The organism is Parathalassolituus penaei, assembly GCF_026626885.1.
Taxonomy (GTDB): Bacteria; Pseudomonadota; Gammaproteobacteria; order Pseudomonadales; family Oceanobacteraceae; genus Oceanobacter; species Oceanobacter penaei.
In genome coordinates this window covers 71693-89627 of record NZ_JAPNOA010000007.1, presented here as the reverse complement: position 1 = coordinate 89627, position 17935 = coordinate 71693, and the positions used below count along the sequence as shown (strand labels likewise).

The following is a 17935-nucleotide window of genomic DNA, read 5'->3' as shown; positions in this document are numbered from 1 at the left end:
AATGAACAACAAAGCCCTCTGGATTGCCAACCCGCTGGCAATCCATACCAACACTCACGAAGACTGTCGTGGCGGTCTGGTGATTCGCAATGGCAAGATCATCGAAACCCTGGCCGCTGGCCAGCACCCAACCCATTTCGATGAAAAATTCGATGCCAGCCAGCATGTGGTGATTCCGGGGCTGATCAACACCCACCACCACTTCTATCAGACCCTGACCCGCGCCCTGCCAGCGGCGCTTAACAAAGAGCTGTTCCCCTGGTTACAAACCCTGTATCCGGTATGGGCCGGGCTGGAACCGGAGATGCTACATCAGGCCACGCGGCTGGCGCTGACCGAATTATTGCTGTCCGGCTGCACCACCGCCGCCGACCATCATTACCTGTTCCCGCAGACATTCCCGAACGCCATCGACGTGCAGGTTCAGGCCGCGCAGGAAGTGGGTATTCGTGTGACCCTGACTCGCGGCTCCATGAGCCTCGGCAAGGATAACGGCGGCCTGCCACCGCAGCATGTGGTGCAGACCGAAGATGAAATTATGGCCGACAGCGAACGCCTGATCAGCCTTTACCACGATGCCTCCGAAGGTTCGATGGTGCAGATTGCCCTCGCCCCGTGCTCACCGTTTTCCGTCACCCGCGACATCATGATCGCCAGCGCCGAATTGGCGCAAAAACACCATGTACGCCTGCACACCCATCTGGCCGAAACCCTCGACGAAGAAGCGTTCTGCGAAAAGATGTTTGGCCTGCGTACCGTCGATTATCTGGAAAGTGTGAACTGGCTGAACAACCGCACCTGGCTGGCTCACGGCATTCACTTTGATGCCTCGGAAATCCAGCGACTGGGTCGCGCCGGTGTTGGTATCTGCCACTGCCCGAGTTCCAACATGATGCTGGCCTCCGGCATCTGCCCGGTCAAAGATCTGGAAGCCGCCGGTAGCCCGGTGGGGATTGGTGTGGACGGTTCGGCTTCCAACGATTGCTCAAACCTGATTCAGGAAGCCCGTCAGGCGATGTACCTGCAGCGCCTGAAATACGGCTCGTCAAACGTCACGCATAAGGATGCCCTGCGCTGGGCGACCCAGGGTTCTGCCGCGGTATTGGGGCGTGCCGATGTTGGCACGTTGGCGGTAGGCAAACAGGCCGACCTGGCGTTGTTTACACTGGATGAACTGCGCTTTTCCGGCAGCCACGACCCACTGGCCGCCTTGCTGCTGTGTGGTGCACACAAGGCCGACTACGTGATGGTCGCTGGCCAGTGGAAAGTACAACACGGGGAAATTCCGGGGCTGGATATTCGCCAGTTACGCGCCAGCCACCAACACGCCGCCAATGCTCTGGCAGCCAAAGCACTGGCCTGATAGGCCTGCACTCACTTGAGGACATATCGAGGACACTGCTATGCCCGATCTCAAATATTCCATGGATTACCCGGTCAGCTGGGAAGAACTGCATCGCAATGCCCGCGCCTTGTCGCTGCGTTTGCTGAACAAAGGCCCCTGGAAAGGCATCATCGTGATTACCCGTGGCGGCCTGGTTCCGGCGGCGATTCTGGCGCGCGAGCTGGATATTCGCCTGATCGACACCATTTGTGTGACCAGCTACAAATCCACCGGCGATGACGCCACCCAGTCGGTGCAGGGCAATATCCAGCTGTTAAAAGGCGTGGAGGGTGATGGTGAAGGCATGTTGCTGGTGGATGATCTGGTTGATACCGGTAAAACCGCCCGCTACGTGCGCGACCTGTTGCCGAAAGCGCATCTGGCGACGATTTATGCCAAACCGGCCGGCGTTGATCTGGTCGATACCTACATCACCGAAGTGAGCCAGGACACCTGGATTCGTTTCCCGTGGGATATGGAATACACCTTCTCCACACCGCTGGCCGAGCGCCGCTGATACACACCATAAGCGCCGGGCTGTTCTCCTGACCCGCCCGGCAGCCCGCCCTGCCCGACACCATAAAACCTGTATTTTTGCCTTTCCCTTGTAACCCTGCTGGCCAAATCAGCCTGCCTTACTCGCCCGAACATCCCGTTCTGCTCAAAACCTCTTTTACGCTTTGCACAACATGCGCCATCCCGGTGCCAACCGCCTGTTGGTTCGCACCAATCCCGACCATCGTTATTCTGGCCTGAATCGTTACACCCATAGCTGGTTATAAAACAACCGCACAATACAAGGCCTGCAGCCCGTTTTTTCGCTTTGGTTCCCCGCTTTCTGCCACCGAAACCCATTGTTCACTTAACAAAGATGGCGATTCATACAATCGTCACAAAACCTGTCCAAGTGGTCATGAAATTGCTCTTGTTACAACCACTGTCCAACCGGTCAACTTTTTAACCAGAACGAACCGGAGCGATACCACACCCGCCTGTGGAACCCCTTTCATTCAAGAACCGAGAGAGTAAAAAGAGCATGAACCACAAGATCCTGGCCCTGGCCATCAGCGCTGCTGCTATTGTTCCTTCCGCTCACGCCGAGCGTTTTTTCTCCGATAACAGCATCTCTGTGCTGATGGGTGGCGACTTCAAGATCGACTCCGCCGACTGGCCACAGTCCAACAAGGATTACGGCCTGACCACCTACACCGTTGAACACGTGTCGGGTTACAGCTGGGGCGGCCTGTTCTTCTTTATGGACCGCGACCAGGGCGACAACAACTTCCGCGCAACCTACAGCGAATTTTCACCCAAGTTCTTCCTGACCCAGTTTCAGGGCGGTGTGGTTAAAAACATCAACCTGGCGTTCACCGCGGAATCCGGCTCAACCTCCTCCGGCTTCAGCCAGGACAACTACCTGTACGGCCTCGGCGCAGACCTCGCCATTCCGGGTATGAACTACGCCAGCGCCACCTGGTACTACTGCAAGAACGACAACGGCGTCGACAGCGACCACCAGCTGACCCTGACCTACGGTGCCAACTGGGGCCAGGCCGCTTTTGAAGGTTATATCGACTACTCCACCGGCAGCGACGACCACCTGTCGAGCTTCAACTTCAACCCGCAGCTGACCTACGACCTCGGCCCACTGCTGGGCTACAGCAACAAGTTCAAGGTGGGTATCGAATACAGCTCATGGCACAACAAGTACGGTACTCAATTCGACGAAGACACCATCAGCGCACTGATCAAGGTTCACATGTAACCGGCCGTCAGCGCATCTCGGCGGGTGGAAAGCGTTTCGAACCTTATGCCACCCGCGCCTTCCTGCTGTCGTCAACGGACAGCCAGTCCGACAGCCAATTTGCCAATGTGAGGCAGCATTAAAGCTGCCGAAACTCCCCCAGCCGCGCAAACGACACAAACCGGCGACCATCAAAAATCAGGGTGTAATGGCAACTCTGGGTCACCGCCGTGCTCGCTGATGGCCGCAACAACGCCGCACATTCATCACCGGGCGAACGCACCGAGCGATACAGAATGCCATGTTCATGACGCTGACGGGCCAGCGCTGCCAACGCCTGGGATACGCCGTAATCATCCACCGTGTGTGCCTCGGCCATGTCGCGAACATCCAGCAGCGGCTGTTCAAAATTGCCGGTGTAACAGCGAACGGTGGCCGAAGCGTCATCGCTAAACTTCATATCGTCATGCCAGAAGCGTTGCACATGATGCGCCCACTCCCGCAAGGCCGCGACCTCACTGGAGGCGCAATAATAGGAACCCTGCTCATCGGTCGAGAAACGCCCGGCCCGCGGATAACAAAAAGACGCCATCACCGCGCCCCAACCGCTGCCGTGGCGAAAATCATCAGGATGGATAAAAGAACGCCAGTTATGGATGCGTTCGGAGGTCAGACTTTCAAGTTCGCCCAGCAGGAAGTTGGTTTCATCATCCTCGTCGAACAGGTTTTCCGGCGGATATTTGGAGTGTACGACCCGGTAGTGTTTCCAGGACGGCCGCAGTTTCTCAACCCCGTCGAGCATCCAGATACCTCCGCACCCTGTACAGCGCCAGCATGGTCTGGCGCTTTAGCAGGTATTCCTTGATGGATTCACCCTCGAACAGGGGCGCCTGATTGGGACGGCTGAAAAACTCGTAGCGATGCCCCGCTGGAGCAGTCAGGGCCAGACTTTTATCAATGCCCAGCAACAGCGACAGCCGCTCCAGCGTATCACCGGGCACATCCACCTGATGATGACTGCGGGCCTTATCCAGCCAGTTACTGACGGTACGTTTGCTCATGCCACCCAGCAGGGTGGCCATGTCTTCCTGACTCAGATTCCAGCGTTCACGGACGGATTGCTGCTCCAGCCACAGCAATCCGGCGGCAGCCATGGTGGATGCCGCCTGATGGGTTTGAGCGTTGTTGAGCATAAAGCCCTCCTGATGGAGTAACAGCCGACCCGTTGATTATGGTTGAAAATTTTCCATAAATACAACATTAGTGGAAGATATTCACAATCATAAGAAGCGTTACGTCGCAATCCCATTAACTTACCCTCGTACAGAAGCGGTCCGGGGCGCCCAGTGCATGGCTGCGCAAATTGAGCGGATGAACAGTCCTCAGACCACACCGGGTCGGAAGTTGGTGCCTGGGCTGAGTCTTGTTCCAGGGCAAATTCTTGTAGCGAGGCAAATTCTTGTGGCGAGGCAAATTCTTGTAGCGAGGGGTCCATGACCCCGATAGCAATTCGGTGGTTATCAAGGCAGGCTGTGAGCGCGACGCGTTCGCCAGCCTCAGGGCTTTCGCGGTCATCGACCGCTCACCTTTGATCTGATTAAAACGGCTCCGATGCGCCTGCCAACGACATCCGCAACAGCCAGCACCTCAGCGCAACAGACGCCCGAACAGCAGCGCATCAGCAAACTGTCCGTGTTTGAACACCGCTTTCCTCAAGTGTGCTTCCTGCACAAAACCGCAGCGTTGCAGCACCCGCACCGAAGCCTCATTGCCCACGAATACCATCGCTTGCAGACGTTGCAGGTCAGTCTGGCTCTGCAGTTCGGCGATCAGCAAACCCAGAGCCTGAGTGGCATAGCCACGCCCCCAATAATCATCCGCCAGCCAGTACCCTGCTTCCGCCGTATAACGGAACTCAAACTGGCCAGGATCAGCACCGACACAACCCACCAGTACACCGTCAACCTCAATGGCCCGCGTGTAACCCGCATGGCTGCCCTCCCGCACCCACCAGTCGGCATCCGCCATCCGGTACGGCTGCGGAATACGGTCAGACAGATAATGGCTGACCTGCGGGCGATTCAGATAATCCACCAGCTGCTCCCGGTCAGCCTCGACAAACGGCCTGAGTTGCAATTCGGCCACAAGGCTGTTCTGTTCAACCGACGACATCAGCAATCACCCGACACCCTGCCAGCCCGGATCAGCCCCGGTAAACCGAAACGCCGGGCCAGCACCGCATCGTAGTCAGCCGCAGCAACCACCGACTGCGACACCTCTCCCGCCGTTACTTCCTTGAGCTGGTCGCCCAGCAGGATCGAACGGCCGTCCGGATTAAACAGCACCACCAGCGGCTTCTGCACAAAAATGGTATCGGGATGGGTGGAGTTCATGAAATTGGCCGGTGCAAAATCCACCCACTCCGGCGCATACAGATCAAAGGCGTACTGCCTGGCCCACTCGCCCTGCACCAGCGCCTGCAGCAGATAACCCTGATCACCGTCGCGAGTCAGCATAAAGGTATCCTGATCCTGCCGGACTTCGGTATCCAGTACCGCCAGATTCATCGGTGCACGAATGCCGTAACTGCCAAAACCGAGATCACACAGCCATTGCTCACCGTTCAGCGTCACCACAATCGCCGCATGGGTTTTCGGCCGCCGCACCGGATAAAACATCGGCCGCGCCGCCACGAACTGCCAGGGAATCCCCAACGCCTCCAGCGCCATGGCGAACAGGCCGTTGACCTCGTAACAGTAACCACCACGACCGCGCGTGGTTGGCTGATCGCCGACGATCTTGCTGACAATATCCTCCGGCACCAGCGACACCACCTTGCCCGCCTGCACATCGAGATTCTCGAACGGCACCGAAAACAGCTGGCAACGCATCATCCCGGCCACGGTTTCGATACTGGCGGATGGAGTGCCGGTAAAACCGATGCGACGGAAATAATCGGCCAGTGAAAAATTCTCTGCTTTCATGGATAGCCCCAGAACAAGGTTGTGGTCACAAGTGTTAACAAGCCGAACACTGTAACGGTTTCTGCGGGCGAGGCCAAAAGAAAAGCCCGCCGGTTTGCACCAGGCGGGCTTGTGTGGCGGTCGGGCACTCTGCGAGTGCGGCGTTATATCCGCACCCACTGCCTACCCGCCTTGCGGTATCACTCAACCTTGCTGGTTTCGAGATACGCTTTGGTAGAAATATCGGTCCAGGCGCGGACTTTTTTCAGGTAGGCATCCTGAGAATCGATGATGCGTTTGGCCAGCTCATCTTTCTGCGCCAGTTCAGCCAGCAACTCCTTGTTGGCGGTACGCATGGCGTTCATCACATCTTCCGGGAAATCACGAACCTGCACTTCCGGGTTTTCCTTACGCATCTGTTCCCATGCGACGGCGTTGGCATCAATCGCTTGCACGTACATATCGAAGGCGGACACGCGGAAGGCGGTTTCCAGAATCACCTGCAGATCTTTTGGCAGGGTTTCCCACTTCTTCTTGTTCACCAGGAACTGGGTTTCAGAACCCGGCTCGTGCCACGCGGTGTAGTAGAACGGCGCAATTTTCTGCAGACCCATACGCAGGTCGAACGCAGGCCCTACCCACTCGGCAGCATCAATGGTGCCACGTTCCAGAGCGGTGAACATTTCACCCGGAGCAATGTTCACCGGACTGGCGCCAACACGGGCAAACACTTCACCAGCAAAGCCCGGAATACGCATCTTCAGGCCCTGCAGGTCAGCAAGGGATTTGATTTCCTTCTTGAACCAGCCACCCATCTGAATATCGGAGTTGCCACCCGGGAACGACAGCAGGTTATGCGGCGCATACACCTCCTGCATCAGCTCCATACCGCCACCACGGTAGAACCAGGCGTACTGTTCGGTCGTCATCAGGCCAAACGGCATGGACGAGAAAAACAGCGTGTTCGGAACCTTGCCCTTCCAGTAATAGGAGCTGGAATGTCCCAGATCGTACTGGCCAGATTTGACCATATCGAACACACCAAACGGTGCCTTGTGCTTGTTGGCGGAGTCGATATGAATCTGCAGACGACCGTTAGACATCTCACTCGCCAGCTTTGCCATGTTTTTGCTGGCATCGCCCAGAATCGGGGTATTTTCACCCCAGGTTTCAGCGAGGGTCAGACGATAGACCTGTTCTTCGGCATGTGCCGACCAGGAAAGAACTGCAATCGCGGCCACACTGACCGTCTTCAAAAGCAGTGAAAATGGGTTCTTAGTGCTCATGGATACCTCGTGTTGTTATGCGGCCGATCTCTTCCATGAGGAGCCTGCTGACAGAGCGTTCTTACGCCTGGCATTCCACCAGGCCCGACACTTTAACGGTTAAGGTTTTGTGACGCTATCTCACACCGCCATGAAGACATGATGTGCAACAGGTGTTCGGCCAGAACAGCCCATCAGCACATTTTTGGGGTCGTTCTTCGTCAGACGCTTTCATCCAGATTGGTGAAATCATCTGCTGCATTAAACGTTCTGAAACGTCGCCCACAGGTGAGCGCTCGGGCCGCTCTTGGCCAGCTCAGAATCGATCAAACCGGTAAGGCGCCGGATCAACAATGGTCGGGCCACCACACACCAGATCGGCAGCCAGTTGCCCCGCGGCGGGGCCGGTGCCAAATCCATGGCCGGAAAAACCCGTGGCGATGGTCAGGCCCGGAATCGAGCGAACATGGTCAATCACCGGGATTGAGTCTGGCGTAATGTCGATCCAGCCCGCCCAGGCTTCAGCGATTTGCGCCTGTTCGAACATCGGCCAGGCATTACGCAAATTGGTCAGCGCTTCCTGATTCAGCCCGTTGTTGGCGGCCGGATCGCGCACCCGCATCTGTTCAAACGGCGTTATATCGGTGGCCTTCCAGCGCCGCGCCAGTTTCAGGTCTTGCAGGAATGGCTTGCCGAGCTGGATACGCAGCATTTTGCGGTTCGGCCCCAGCTGATCGAGATACTTCATACCGATGCGCAGGTGATCCGGCACAATCGGGCAATCGAGGCCACCACGCTGGGTGATGATAAAACCACCGTCCTGATGTTTGCGGAACGAGAAGTCCGGCCCACCGGCGGCGATATCCGTCGGGCCTTGCATCGGCGTGGTGCGCAGCACTGTGCAAATCAGCGGCAAGGTTGGCAGTTCAACCCCATGATTGCCGAGAAAGCGGCGCGACCAGGCACCACCCGCCAGCAACACCTGTTTGCAGCGGATTTCGCCTTTTTCGGTTATCACACCCGACACCTTGCCCGCACTGGTGGCGAGCATCCGCACCGCACAGCCTTGCACCAGCACCGCGCCTTTGCGCATGGCGGCATTGGCGATGGCCGGGGCAGCCTGCGCCGCTTCGGCATAACCGTCGGACGCGGTATAAACCGCACCGGCCCATTTGCCTTTGCCACCCGGAATCTTGCGGTCGATTTCAGCCTGACTGAGCAAACGCGAACCCAGTGACAGCGACTCAACCGACTTCAACCAGTTTGCATGTACCGCCAGCGCCGCTTCGTTGGGCGCCAGAAACATGATGCCGTTTTGACGATAACCAACGTCGCGGCCTACCCGCTCCGGCATTGTCGCCCAGATTCGATCAGCAGCTTGCGCCAGCGGCACATCTTCGGCGTGACGACTGGTTTTACGAATCCAGCCGAGGTTGCGTGATGACTGCTCGCAGCCGATATGGCCTTTTTCCAGCAGCACCACCGGGATATTACGCTCCGCCAAAGCCAGCGCAGCGGATACCCCCACAATCCCGCCACCAATAATCACCACCTCAGTGGATTCGGGCAGCTCGTCTGTTGTGATGACAGATTCCAGCATCCGGGTCATGAATAGTCTCCAGCAAAGGCCGGGCACCCTTCAGGGCCCGGCAACAGAGAATCAGATGTTGATGTACTCAACATCGGCTTTTGAGGCACCACGGAAGGCCGTGACTTCGATTTCCACCAGATACTGGCTGGAGCCCAGTGGCGGGCAGGTGGCGGTGGTCGCCGGATCAACGCCCCGGAACTTGCCGCCGATAAACTCCATCACCTTGTGGATGTGCTCAGGGTTCTGGATAAACACCCGCGACATCACCACGTCTTGCAGGCTTGCCCCTACCGCCGCCAGCGCCTTTTCAATGTTGTTGAACACCACTTCGGCCTGGGCGATCGGATCTTGTGAGAACTCACCGGTTTGCGGATCACGCCCGGCGGTGTTGGAGACGAAAATCCAGTCGTCTACGGCCACAACACGGGAATAGCTGGCAATTTCTTCGAACCTGCCACCGGTTTTTACTTTCAGAATTTTGGTCATTGTCTTGGCTTTGAATAATGGAATAGAAGACGGGAGCAACGAAGCGCCCGCCAGCGGCCAGCACTTCGTTATCCTGAGCAGTGAACGGCCGGGATTAGCGCACTGGTCAACGAAGAACAGGCTGATCCCACAGGTTCAGCTTCACACCAATGCCTTTTTCAAGCGCATTGCGGTACACCGTGGTTGCCCAGGCAACGTCCTCAACCGGCATTCCGCCCACCGACATCACGATGATTTCGTCATCGTTCCGGCGTGCTGGTGTATCGCCGCAGATAATGGCACCCAGATCCTCCAGCTCGTTTTTATCCATCTGACCGTTGGCAATCATGTCCATAAAACGCATACCCACCAGCGGAATCACATGATGGCTCGGCTTCGGCACCTCTTCGTACCAGGCTTCGTACAGACCAATGCTGTCCATCACCTTGCGCACATCGGCACCACTCATGCCATCGTCGAGGCTGCAGCTGGCTGGCATGGCCAGAAAAGCACCCGGCTTCAGCCACTCGCGCTTCACCAGCGGATATTTGGTTGGATCACCCACTTCACCGGAATTGCAGTAAGAAATGATGTCGGAGCCACGCACCAGCTCTTCAATGCTGTCGACCACCTGAATGCTGGTGATTTGCGGGAAGGTTTCCTTCACCCAGCCGATGTAACTCTCCAGACTGGCCTGACCACGACCTTTCACCTTGATGGTATCGATGCCCGGACGTGCGGCGATAAAAGCGGCGGTCGAGGTTTTGCCCATCACACCCGGCCCCAGCAAGCCGATCACCCGCGCATCTTTGCGCGCCAGATAACGGGCACCCACCCCCGGAATCGCACCGGTACGATAGGCCGACAGCAGGTTGGCCGACATATGCGCCAGCGGTGCGCCGGTATCAATATCACTCAGCGTCATCATCAGGATCGAACGCGGCAGGCCTTTCTCGCGGTTGGCAATGTTGGAGCCATACCACTTCACACCACAGGTCTGGAAATCGCCGCCCAGATAAGCAGGCATCGCCATCAGACGGCGGTCGGCCGTGGGTTTTGGCATGGTGGCAAAAGGAGACTGCTGCGGGAACGTAATCATGGCACCGTGGGAGTCGCTGTTCGGACCGGCCATGCGGTAATCACCGATATGCAGCAGTTTGAACATAGCCTCCATGGTGTCTACACAGGCAGGCATATCCGTCACACCCGCCGCGATCATGTCGGGCTCGGACAGATAAATAAAATCGATTTTTGTCGTTGCAGTCATAACATCCCTCGGGTCACACACCCGTTTTTCGAAGCCGTCAGTGCCTTATTGCAGGCAGGTGACAGCGTTTTTCTGGATGCTATGAAGCTTCCCCCAGGGCTGTATTGAATATTTACGACACGGCCGCCCACTCACAAAGGACTGGCACGGAGAGTCAAGACAAACGAGGGGCTTTTTACCGACAATCACCTGACTGCCGTTCGGTACGCCGACATTCAAGACCGCTTCAAAAACCGTAGAGAGGGCGTCCATGATGACCACTAACAGAGCAGACCACGCCCGGCCCCTGCATTCCGAACAACCCTGGTTTGTACTCAGCGCCGCCCGTCATTACGACCTGATCCTCTCCCGCAACCCGGTGATTTCGCACTTTTACGGTTTTGAAGCCGACCAGAGCCAGGCCCTGACCTTTGCCGTGCCGGATGGCTGTATTGATATCCTGTTTGATTGTGACGCCCGGCGCGCCAAGGTCTGCGGCACCACACTGGCCGCACGCAGCGCCCAGCTGACCCACCAGCACCGCTATTTCGGGGTTCGTTTTGCACCCGGCGTAATGCCAGACGTGCTGAATATTGGTGCCGCCGAACTGGTCGACACCGAAATTGACCTGCAGGAGCTAATGCCCAACAGCACCGCCTTGCTGGATAACATCTGCAGCCTGAGCAACGGACACGACCAGGCCAGCCTGTTCGAGCGTTTTATAAACGGCCACCGTCATCGCCGCATCGCCCCGGCGACGGAACACGCCCTGGCCCTGATTCATCGGCATCAGGGCAATATCCTGATTCGGGAACTGGAACAACAAACCGGCTACAGCATTCGCACCCTGCAACGCCAGTTCAGCACCGACCTCGGCCTCTCACCCAAGGTATTCAGCCGCATCGTGCGCTGCCAACATGCACTACACGACATGCACCACCAGCCTCAGATCGTGTTTGCCGACCTCGCTTTTGAACGAGGTTTCAGCGACCAATCCCACTTTCTACGAGAGTTCAAAAAGTTCGCCAACGCCACCCCCGCGCAATACCTCAATACCATCCAGCACCAAGGCTATCAGGCGCGGATACGCCAGATGCCGGCGCAGAACGCTCGGTCAGAAGCCACGATAATTGCGTGAGGGATTCAGAGGACGTAAACGGCGCGGCAGACTGCACAGCAGATCACCTTCGATAGACTCGACAACCGCAACACAACGCGCACAATCGGCTCAGCACCGTCGCATCGGGAAAATCTCGGAGATCGGAATGGAACAAGGACATTGGTTTACATCGAATCAGTTTGAAATCGTCCCCGGTGAAGACCAGCAAACCAACCCCGGATGCTACGGCCAGGCACTGGCCAACTGGCTGGCCAACAAACTCACCGAACGTGGCTATACCACCGATGTATTTCCGGAAGACTGGGGCTGGTGCGTGTTATGCCAGCACAGCGAATACATGCTGTGGGTGGGTTGTGGCGCGATGCCAACAGAAGACTTCGATCCGGACAATCCCCCTACCGCCCACCAGCTGGTCTGGCATGTCTTTCCGCACATTGAGATACCACTGTTGGACCTCCGATCCAGAGTCCGACAGTGGTTGGGTAAACTTGATCTCGAAACGCCGTTACAGGAATTGGATGCAGAACTGATCTGCATACTTGAGACAGAGCCATCGGTCAGGTTCTGCGGGGAGGTGTAAGCCGTGTCGAAACGAGTACAACTCACGGCTCACAATCGATTCTTCGTTGATGATCGATGCGAGGTCTCAGATACTTTCAACGACAATCAGCCCCTTGATGCAACAGAGACGGCGATCAACATGGCATCACATACTCAGCAATCAAACGGCAAGGTTAAAAAATCACATGGATTCAGTAATCGGCCTCAGCGGCAAGACTGAGCTTATGGAAGGCGAAATAATGGCATATTGGTTCGAGAATCAGAAAATCGGATTTCCTCGCACGCTTATCCATCGCATAACACTCCCTTTCAAACCCTTCTATAGTGGCCTGCCGTGGGAATCTCAGCCGGTTGAAACAATGCTCATGCTGGATTGGTATTCGCTAGGTCTCTCCGACCCAAAACAGCTCAATCATTTGCAGCTTTGCCAAGCGCAGCATCCTGAGTCTGAGGCCACGATATACCTCGGAAACGCATACAACCCATGCGATGTACTCAGGCTTGATGTCACCGAGATCAAGCCAGGCCTGTTTGAGCTGAACGGCAAACTGTTGATCAACTTCGAGCATGAGATGGTTGCAAGGAATGAGCTATTTGAGTTCAAGACACTGGCGAGGTGGACTGAAACCCAACCGTAAGCAGACAAGGCGAAGGAAGCATCGTCATTAAAATATTCCCCCTTGCCCGCTAGTCACCTCAACTCCCTTACATCATCCAGCGTCCAGGTGCTGGTCGGGTGTTGGGTAAATCCTATCGCCGGGTAGTAATCCACCGCTTTGGGGGCGGCGACCAGCAGCAGTTTGCAGCCGGGTTCGAGGGCGGCCATGAGTTCGCGGATAAGTTGTTTGCCGATACCTTGGCCCTGGCAGTCTTCGGCGACGGCGAGGTCGGATAAATAACAGCAGTACACAAAATCGGTGACGGCGCGGCCAACGCCGACCAGCCGTTGTTGGTGCCAGGCGGTTACCAGCAGGTTGGCGTTGTCGAGCATGCCCTGCATAACGCGGTGGTTATCCAGCGGGCGGCGGGGGCCGAGGCTGGTTTGCTGTAACAGTTCAACAAACTGCTGGCGGCTGATCGGCTGGTTTACGCGGTATTCAATGTCCGTATATTCAATGCCCATATGTGCTCCCGTTGGGATGGCCTGTTGGTCAGGTTTCGATGGCTTCGACCAGTTTTAACCCCACCACGCCCACCACAATGCAGAGAATGGCTCCCAGCCGTAACAGGCTGGCGGGTTCGTTCAGAAACAGTATGCCGCTGATGGCAATCGAGGCGATGCCGATCCCCGCCCACACGGCGTAGGCGGTGCCCATGGGGATGGTGCGCATGGCCAGCGATACCATCAGCAGGCTGGTGCCCAGCAGCAGTATCGCCAGCAATGACGGCCATAACTGGCTGAATCCTTCGCTCTTTTTCATGGCGAGGGCACCAAAACACTCCAGTGCCCCACCAATCAGCAGGAAGATCCAGCCCATCAGTCGTTGCCTGAGCGCAGGCAGTCAATACCAATCGGGCCGCCGTCGAACTCCTGTACGGCATCGACCAGCACCGTCCACATATAGTCACTGCTGTTCACATCACACAGGATGGCAAAGGCTGGCAGGCCGTTGACCTGCTGACGCACCACAATGGCTCCTACCCGCGCGACCGAGGTCTGGGCAATGCTGCCCTCCGGGAACTGCGCTTCGCGCAGGTCAACCGCACATAACTTGGCCATCACATCGGCAATATGCTCCCCGGTCAGTAGCAGCCAGGCGTGGCTGTCGCCACAGAACAGCGGGTAACAGTTGGCCGGGGTGTCGGTCATACGGGTTGGCAAGGTCGTGATGGTCTGGCCAAGGTCATCCAGACTGCCCAGCAACCAGAACTCACGCATACTCAGGCGCAGAATGCGGTCGCCATTGGCGCTGGTGCTGGCCTGGTTGGGCACCAGCGGCAGTGGATACCCCTGCGCCGCCAGCCAGTCGGCAGCGGCCGTACCGCGGTACCCGGTGTGTGGCACCATGGTGAGGTCGATTACGCCGGCACGGGCAGCGCGCTGGCGATCTTCATGATCCACCACACCCACGACACTGGCCATGGATGCGGTTGGCCGCCGCGACAAACCCGACTGACGACGATAGTTGCCACTGCGGGCCGCTTCACGATCGGCCCACTCCACTTGCAACGGCAAACTGGCACGCGAATCTTTCATGGCTCAAATCTCCTGACGGGCTTGTTCGGGGTCGTAGAACGGCAGGCTGACCACTTCAGCCAGCACCAGATCACCCGTATCGATACGAATCGGCAGACGACTGCCCGGCTCCACCTGATCCAGCCCTGCGTAGGCCAGACCAATAATGGCACCAACGGTTGGTGAATATTCACAGGAGGTAACGTGGCCGGTAATCGCCGCGCCGTCCTGCTGGCTGGCCAGCACCAGATGGCCTTCTTCCGGCTTGCGGCCCTGATGGTGAAGATCAGCAGACAGGCGGAAGCCCACCAGCTTGCGGGTTTGCGGACGCTTCATCACGATGTCCACTGCCCGGCAGCCGTTAAACCAGGGTTTACCCTTGCTGATTGCCCATTCCAGCGACAACTCGCCGGGATGGCTCATGCCATCGGTGTCCTGACTGATGATGATGTGGCCTTTTTCGAGACGCAGCAGACGCTGAGTCTCCACCCCAAACGGGCGGATATCAAAAGCGGCACCGGCACTCATCAGCACATCCCACAGCAGTTCGCCGTAACGGGTCGGTACGTGAATCTCGTAACCCAGTTCGCCGACAAAACCGACCCGCATAAAGCGCGCCGGAATCTGCACATCGCTACCCGGCACCCGGATAAAACCTTCACGACAGGCCAGATACGGGAAGCCTTGCTGGCTGAGGTCAACATCGGTGAGTGGTTTCAGCACCTTGCGGCTGTCAGGCCCCGCGAGGTTCACCGCGGCGAAGGCCGAGGTCACGTTGGCGATATCCACTTTCAGACGCCACTGGGTGTTCCAGAAGGTCATCAGGCGATACACGGCATCCACCCCGGATGTGGTGGCGGTGACGTAGAAATGATCGTCAGCAAAACGGCAGGCCACACCGTCATCCACCACAACACCCTGATCGTTGGTTAACACCGCATAACGGGTTTTGCCCACCGGTTGTTTGAGGAAGCCGAAGGTGTAAATGCGGTTCATAAACTCGGCGGCATCGGGGCCGCGAAGTTCGATACCCCCCAGGGTCGAGACGTCGATCAGGCCCACGCGGCTGCGCACATGCAGCGACTCGGCTTCGATACAGGCATCCCGAATCTTGCGCGCCACCGGATTTAACGGGCTGGCATCACTGCCTTGCAGCAGCTGACCCGCCGGAGGATAAAAGCCCGGACGTTGCCAGATACCCGCTGGAATCAGCTTGGCACCCAGTTCCAGATGACGGAAATGCATGGCGGTCTGGCGATACGGTGCAAAACAACGACCGGCAACATAAGCCAGTTTTTCCGGCACATACGGCGGACGTGCGGTGGTAACACCGGTTTCAGTAACGCTGCGGCCGGTAGCACTGGCCACCAGACGCGCGGTTGGCAGCGCCGAATGACGGCCCTGGGATGGCCCCATGCCTACGGTCGAGAAGCGTTTTACCAGCTGCACATCGCGATACCCAAGACGAGTAGCGTTGATGATGTCCTTGGCTTGCAAGTCTTCGTCGTAGTCAACGAAATCCTTGCCTTTCGGGTGTTTGAAGATCGGCCAGTCGAAGTTCACCTGACGATGGCACTCAACGGTTACCGATTCCGCGGTTTCGGTTCCGGTGCCATCCAGCAAACCCAGCGCCTGCAGAGCCTTGAGCGCAGCACGTTGGCCGTCGGCCATTACCGCATCAAGGTTGTGCACACCATTCACCGAACCGGCAATGTGCAGGTGATCTGGCAGACCACTGATGCTGAACAACGCCTTGTCATCGGCGTACGACAACTTGCCACCAGCCTGACACAGCAGCTGATAGGCAGGCATATAACCGGCGCTCATACACAGCAGATCGCAGCTCACGGTTTCACCGCCGTCACCGACCTGGCCTTTACCCACGATGCTGCGGACATCCACCGCTTGCAGGTGCTGTTTGCCAAAGGCTTCGTAGACGGTTGCCCCCAGACGCACCGGAATACCGGCGTCGCGGACTTTCTTGAGCGCGCTGCTGCTGCGCTGCACCAGCGGCTCGGCACGCATATCCACCAGCATGGCGACCTGAACACCCTGTTTTTTCAGGGCCAGAGCGGTCAGATAACCGTCGTCGTTACCGGTCACAATCACCGCCGTCTGGCCGGGCTTGAGGGCATAGAGTTTCATCATGCGCATGGCGGCAGAACACAACACCACGCCCGGCAGATCGTTGCCACGGAACACCACATGCTGCTCAAACGCGCCGGTGGCCATGATGCATTGTTTGGCGCGCACCTTGAAAAGACGTTTGCCTTGCAGAACCGGCAGCCAGTTGTCGACAAACCAGGCGTTACAGGTGGCGTTGGTCATCAGGGTAATGGCCGGATGGGCACTCACCGCCGCCAGCAGCTCACGGCGCAGCACCAGGCTGTCGTCCACATCGTCAAAATCGGCGTAACACAGAGCGCCACCAGCAATCGGATTTTCTTCCAGCAGCAGCACACTGGCACCACCGTTGGCGGCTTTTAACGCCGCACTCAGGCCCGCCGGGCCAGAACCGACCACCACCACGTCGTAGTGCAGGAATTTCTTGTCGTAGTACTCCGGCTGGAATTGCAAATCGGCGATGCCCAGACCGGCTTTTTCGCGGATGAATTTTTCCCAGCGATCCCAGATGCCCTTGGGTTTGAAAAACGAGCGGTAATAAAAGCCCACCGGCATAAAACGCCCGAACTTGTCGAGGTAGGCATCCTTGTCGTTGGCGACGGTGCCATTGGCGTTCTGGCCGGATACCTTCATGCCGGTTTCGGCGGCAATACGATCGGCCAACACGTTGGGTTCGCTCGGCAGCTGCACCAGACTGTTGGCGTCCTGACCGGCCATGGTCAGCGGCCCACGTGGGCGGTGGTATTTGAACGAACGTGACCAGATCCAGATATCGTTGGCCAGCAGCGCGCTGCCAATGCTGTCGCCCTTCAGGCCCTTGATACGACGGCCATCAAATTCGAATTCCACGGTGCGGGAACGGTCCAGCATCAGGCCCATCGGCTCAGGCAGACGACGTCCCACATCCAGAGTCAGTTTGCTTACGGCCTGGTTCATTGCGCTTTCTCCTCAGCCAGTACAGCGGGATCATAAGTACGGATAATCTCGTCGGTCACACGGTGGCGCTCGGCCACAAACCAGTAACCGGAAGCAACGTGATACCACCATTCGCGGGCGATACCGGTGCCGTTGTAGGCATAAAACGTGTGCTCGGCCCAGTCGGAATCCGGTGCCGTAGCCACATCTGGCAGTTCGGATACCTCACCGCCATACACGAACTCATTGATGTTGCGAGGCCCGTTCAACGGGCAGGGCATGATTTTCATAACAGATGCTCGCCTTGGGTCGACGCGGCGTCAGCAGCGTCGAACACGAATTATTCAGTTGCGGGTCGGCGCTGGCCGATGCCCGATCAGT

The 17935-nt window shown here is 57.5% G+C and carries 19 protein-coding genes; 6 read left to right on the top strand and 13 right to left on the bottom strand.

All coding sequences use genetic code 11. The annotated features are described in order from the left end of the window. The first annotated feature begins 1 nt into the window (after position 1). The 3 genes from OUO13_RS02095 (at position 2) to OUO13_RS02085 (ending at position 3149) form a co-directional block, all read left to right on the top strand. Positions 2-1363 carry an 8-oxoguanine deaminase gene (locus tag OUO13_RS02095; RefSeq protein ID WP_283172190.1) on the top strand — a complete coding sequence of 454 codons (1362 nt, stop codon included), beginning with the start codon at positions 2-4 and terminating at the stop codon, positions 1361-1363. A 40-nt stretch (positions 1364-1403) separates the two neighbouring features. Further along, complete coding sequence (gpt, locus tag OUO13_RS02090) at positions 1404-1901, top strand: xanthine phosphoribosyltransferase (protein WP_283172189.1); 498 nt, start codon at positions 1404-1406, stop codon at positions 1899-1901. A gap of 519 nt (positions 1902-2420) precedes the next feature. Further along, the gene (locus OUO13_RS02085) at positions 2421-3149 is read left to right on the top strand and encodes a hypothetical protein (protein WP_283172188.1); all 729 of its coding nucleotides are present in this window, start codon (positions 2421-2423) and stop codon (positions 3147-3149) included. A 118-nt stretch (positions 3150-3267) separates the two neighbouring features. Here OUO13_RS02085 and OUO13_RS02080 read toward each other — a convergent pair whose 3' ends face one another. From OUO13_RS02080 to OUO13_RS02045, 8 genes are all read right to left on the bottom strand, one after another. Next, positions 3268-3930, bottom strand: coding sequence for an RES family NAD+ phosphorylase (locus OUO13_RS02080; protein ID WP_283172187.1), 663 nt, complete (start codon positions 3928-3930; stop codon positions 3268-3270). After that, positions 3914-4321, bottom strand: coding sequence for a helix-turn-helix domain-containing protein (locus tag OUO13_RS02075; RefSeq protein WP_283172186.1), 408 nt, complete (start codon positions 4319-4321; stop codon positions 3914-3916). Before OUO13_RS02075 ends, OUO13_RS02080 begins: the two co-directional genes overlap by 17 nt. 454 nt (positions 4322-4775) lie before the next feature. Continuing rightward, the gene (locus tag OUO13_RS02070) at positions 4776-5300 is read right to left on the bottom strand and encodes a GNAT family N-acetyltransferase (RefSeq protein ID WP_283172185.1); all 525 of its coding nucleotides are present in this window, start codon (positions 5298-5300) and stop codon (positions 4776-4778) included. Further along, positions 5300-6112 (bottom strand): arylamine N-acetyltransferase family protein, encoded by an 813-nt coding sequence (locus OUO13_RS02065; protein WP_283172184.1) that lies wholly within the window; start codon positions 6110-6112, stop codon positions 5300-5302. Before OUO13_RS02065 ends, OUO13_RS02070 begins: the two co-directional genes overlap by 1 nt. Positions 6113-6291: 179 nt before the next feature. After that, positions 6292-7377 carry a TRAP transporter substrate-binding protein gene (locus OUO13_RS02060; protein ID WP_283172183.1) on the bottom strand — a complete coding sequence of 362 codons (1086 nt, stop codon included), beginning with the start codon at positions 7375-7377 and terminating at the stop codon, positions 6292-6294. 295 nt (positions 7378-7672) lie between these two features. Further along, entirely contained in the window at positions 7673-8965 is a 1293-nt protein-coding gene (locus tag OUO13_RS02055; protein WP_283172182.1) for an NAD(P)/FAD-dependent oxidoreductase, read from the bottom strand. A gap of 51 nt (positions 8966-9016) precedes the next feature. Then, positions 9017-9433, bottom strand: a complete 417-nt coding sequence (locus OUO13_RS02050) for a RidA family protein (protein WP_283172181.1) — start codon at positions 9431-9433, stop codon at positions 9017-9019. A gap of 106 nt (positions 9434-9539) precedes the next feature. Next, complete coding sequence (locus OUO13_RS02045) at positions 9540-10679, bottom strand: ornithine cyclodeaminase family protein (protein WP_283172180.1); 1140 nt, start codon at positions 10677-10679, stop codon at positions 9540-9542. Between the two features lie 250 nt (positions 10680-10929). Here OUO13_RS02045 and OUO13_RS02040 point away from each other — a divergent pair, with 250 nt between their 5' ends. The 3 genes from OUO13_RS02040 (at position 10930) to OUO13_RS02030 (ending at position 12977) form a co-directional block, all read left to right on the top strand. Beyond that, entirely contained in the window at positions 10930-11796 is an 867-nt protein-coding gene (locus tag OUO13_RS02040) for an AraC family transcriptional regulator (RefSeq protein ID WP_283172179.1), read from the top strand. A 127-nt stretch (positions 11797-11923) separates the two neighbouring features. Further along, complete coding sequence (locus OUO13_RS02035; RefSeq protein ID WP_283172178.1) at positions 11924-12358, top strand: hypothetical protein; 435 nt, start codon at positions 11924-11926, stop codon at positions 12356-12358. Between the two features lie 166 nt (positions 12359-12524). Next, positions 12525-12977 carry a hypothetical protein gene (locus tag OUO13_RS02030; protein WP_283172177.1) on the top strand — a complete coding sequence of 151 codons (453 nt, stop codon included), beginning with the start codon at positions 12525-12527 and terminating at the stop codon, positions 12975-12977. Between the two features lie 53 nt (positions 12978-13030). Here the strand turns inward: OUO13_RS02030 and OUO13_RS02025 are convergent, their stop codons facing one another. Genes OUO13_RS02025 through OUO13_RS02005 form a run of 5 tightly spaced genes read right to left on the bottom strand, consistent with a single transcriptional unit; the run spans position 13031 to position 17844 of the window. Further along, positions 13031-13462 (bottom strand): GNAT family N-acetyltransferase, encoded by a 432-nt coding sequence (locus OUO13_RS02025; RefSeq protein WP_283172176.1) that lies wholly within the window; start codon positions 13460-13462, stop codon positions 13031-13033. A 28-nt stretch (positions 13463-13490) separates the two neighbouring features. Then, a complete protein-coding gene (locus tag OUO13_RS02020) occupies positions 13491-13817 on the bottom strand; it encodes a DMT family transporter (RefSeq protein ID WP_283172175.1) in 327 nt (108 codons plus the stop codon). Then, positions 13817-14536 carry an aminomethyltransferase family protein gene (locus tag OUO13_RS02015; protein ID WP_283172174.1) on the bottom strand — a complete coding sequence of 240 codons (720 nt, stop codon included), beginning with the start codon at positions 14534-14536 and terminating at the stop codon, positions 13817-13819. Before OUO13_RS02015 ends, OUO13_RS02020 begins: the two co-directional genes overlap by 1 nt. Before the next feature lie 3 nt (positions 14537-14539). After that, positions 14540-17575, bottom strand: a complete 3036-nt coding sequence (locus OUO13_RS02010) for a 2Fe-2S iron-sulfur cluster-binding protein (RefSeq protein WP_283172173.1) — start codon at positions 17573-17575, stop codon at positions 14540-14542. Beyond that, positions 17572-17844 carry a sarcosine oxidase subunit delta gene (locus tag OUO13_RS02005; protein ID WP_283172172.1) on the bottom strand — a complete coding sequence of 91 codons (273 nt, stop codon included), beginning with the start codon at positions 17842-17844 and terminating at the stop codon, positions 17572-17574. The genes OUO13_RS02010 and OUO13_RS02005 overlap by 4 nt, the downstream gene beginning before the upstream one ends. Between the last annotated feature and the right edge of the window lie 91 nt (positions 17845-17935).

Bases quoted from the DNA above. Each gene is read 5' to 3' on its own strand.
- gpt (WP_283172189.1), top strand. From the start codon at position 1,404: ATGCCCGATCTCAAATATTCCATGGATTACCCGGTCAGCTGGGAAGAA.
- OUO13_RS02025 (WP_283172176.1), bottom strand. From the start codon at position 13,462: ATGGGCATTGAATATACGGACATTGAATACCGCGTAAACCAGCCGATC.
- OUO13_RS02005 (WP_283172172.1), bottom strand. From the start codon at position 17,844: ATGAAAATCATGCCCTGCCCGTTGAACGGGCCTCGCAACATCAATGAG.
- OUO13_RS02085 (WP_283172188.1), top strand. From the start codon at position 2,421: ATGAACCACAAGATCCTGGCCCTGGCCATCAGCGCTGCTGCTATTGTT.
- OUO13_RS02030 (WP_283172177.1), top strand. From the start codon at position 12,525: ATGGATTCAGTAATCGGCCTCAGCGGCAAGACTGAGCTTATGGAAGGC.
- OUO13_RS02010 (WP_283172173.1), bottom strand. From the start codon at position 17,575: ATGAACCAGGCCGTAAGCAAACTGACTCTGGATGTGGGACGTCGTCTG.
- OUO13_RS02015 (WP_283172174.1), bottom strand. From the start codon at position 14,536: ATGAAAGATTCGCGTGCCAGTTTGCCGTTGCAAGTGGAGTGGGCCGAT.
- OUO13_RS02095 (WP_283172190.1), top strand. From the start codon at position 2: ATGAACAACAAAGCCCTCTGGATTGCCAACCCGCTGGCAATCCATACC.
- OUO13_RS02070 (WP_283172185.1), bottom strand. From the start codon at position 5,300: ATGTCGTCGGTTGAACAGAACAGCCTTGTGGCCGAATTGCAACTCAGG.
- OUO13_RS02060 (WP_283172183.1), bottom strand. From the start codon at position 7,377: ATGAGCACTAAGAACCCATTTTCACTGCTTTTGAAGACGGTCAGTGTG.
- OUO13_RS02050 (WP_283172181.1), bottom strand. From the start codon at position 9,433: ATGACCAAAATTCTGAAAGTAAAAACCGGTGGCAGGTTCGAAGAAATT.
- OUO13_RS02045 (WP_283172180.1), bottom strand. From the start codon at position 10,679: ATGACTGCAACGACAAAAATCGATTTTATTTATCTGTCCGAGCCCGAC.
- OUO13_RS02065 (WP_283172184.1), bottom strand. From the start codon at position 6,112: ATGAAAGCAGAGAATTTTTCACTGGCCGATTATTTCCGTCGCATCGGT.
- OUO13_RS02040 (WP_283172179.1), top strand. From the start codon at position 10,930: ATGATGACCACTAACAGAGCAGACCACGCCCGGCCCCTGCATTCCGAA.
- OUO13_RS02075 (WP_283172186.1), bottom strand. From the start codon at position 4,321: ATGCTCAACAACGCTCAAACCCATCAGGCGGCATCCACCATGGCTGCC.
- OUO13_RS02055 (WP_283172182.1), bottom strand. From the start codon at position 8,965: ATGACCCGGATGCTGGAATCTGTCATCACAACAGACGAGCTGCCCGAA.
- OUO13_RS02035 (WP_283172178.1), top strand. From the start codon at position 11,924: ATGGAACAAGGACATTGGTTTACATCGAATCAGTTTGAAATCGTCCCC.
- OUO13_RS02020 (WP_283172175.1), bottom strand. From the start codon at position 13,817: ATGGGCTGGATCTTCCTGCTGATTGGTGGGGCACTGGAGTGTTTTGGT.
- OUO13_RS02080 (WP_283172187.1), bottom strand. From the start codon at position 3,930: ATGCTCGACGGGGTTGAGAAACTGCGGCCGTCCTGGAAACACTACCGG.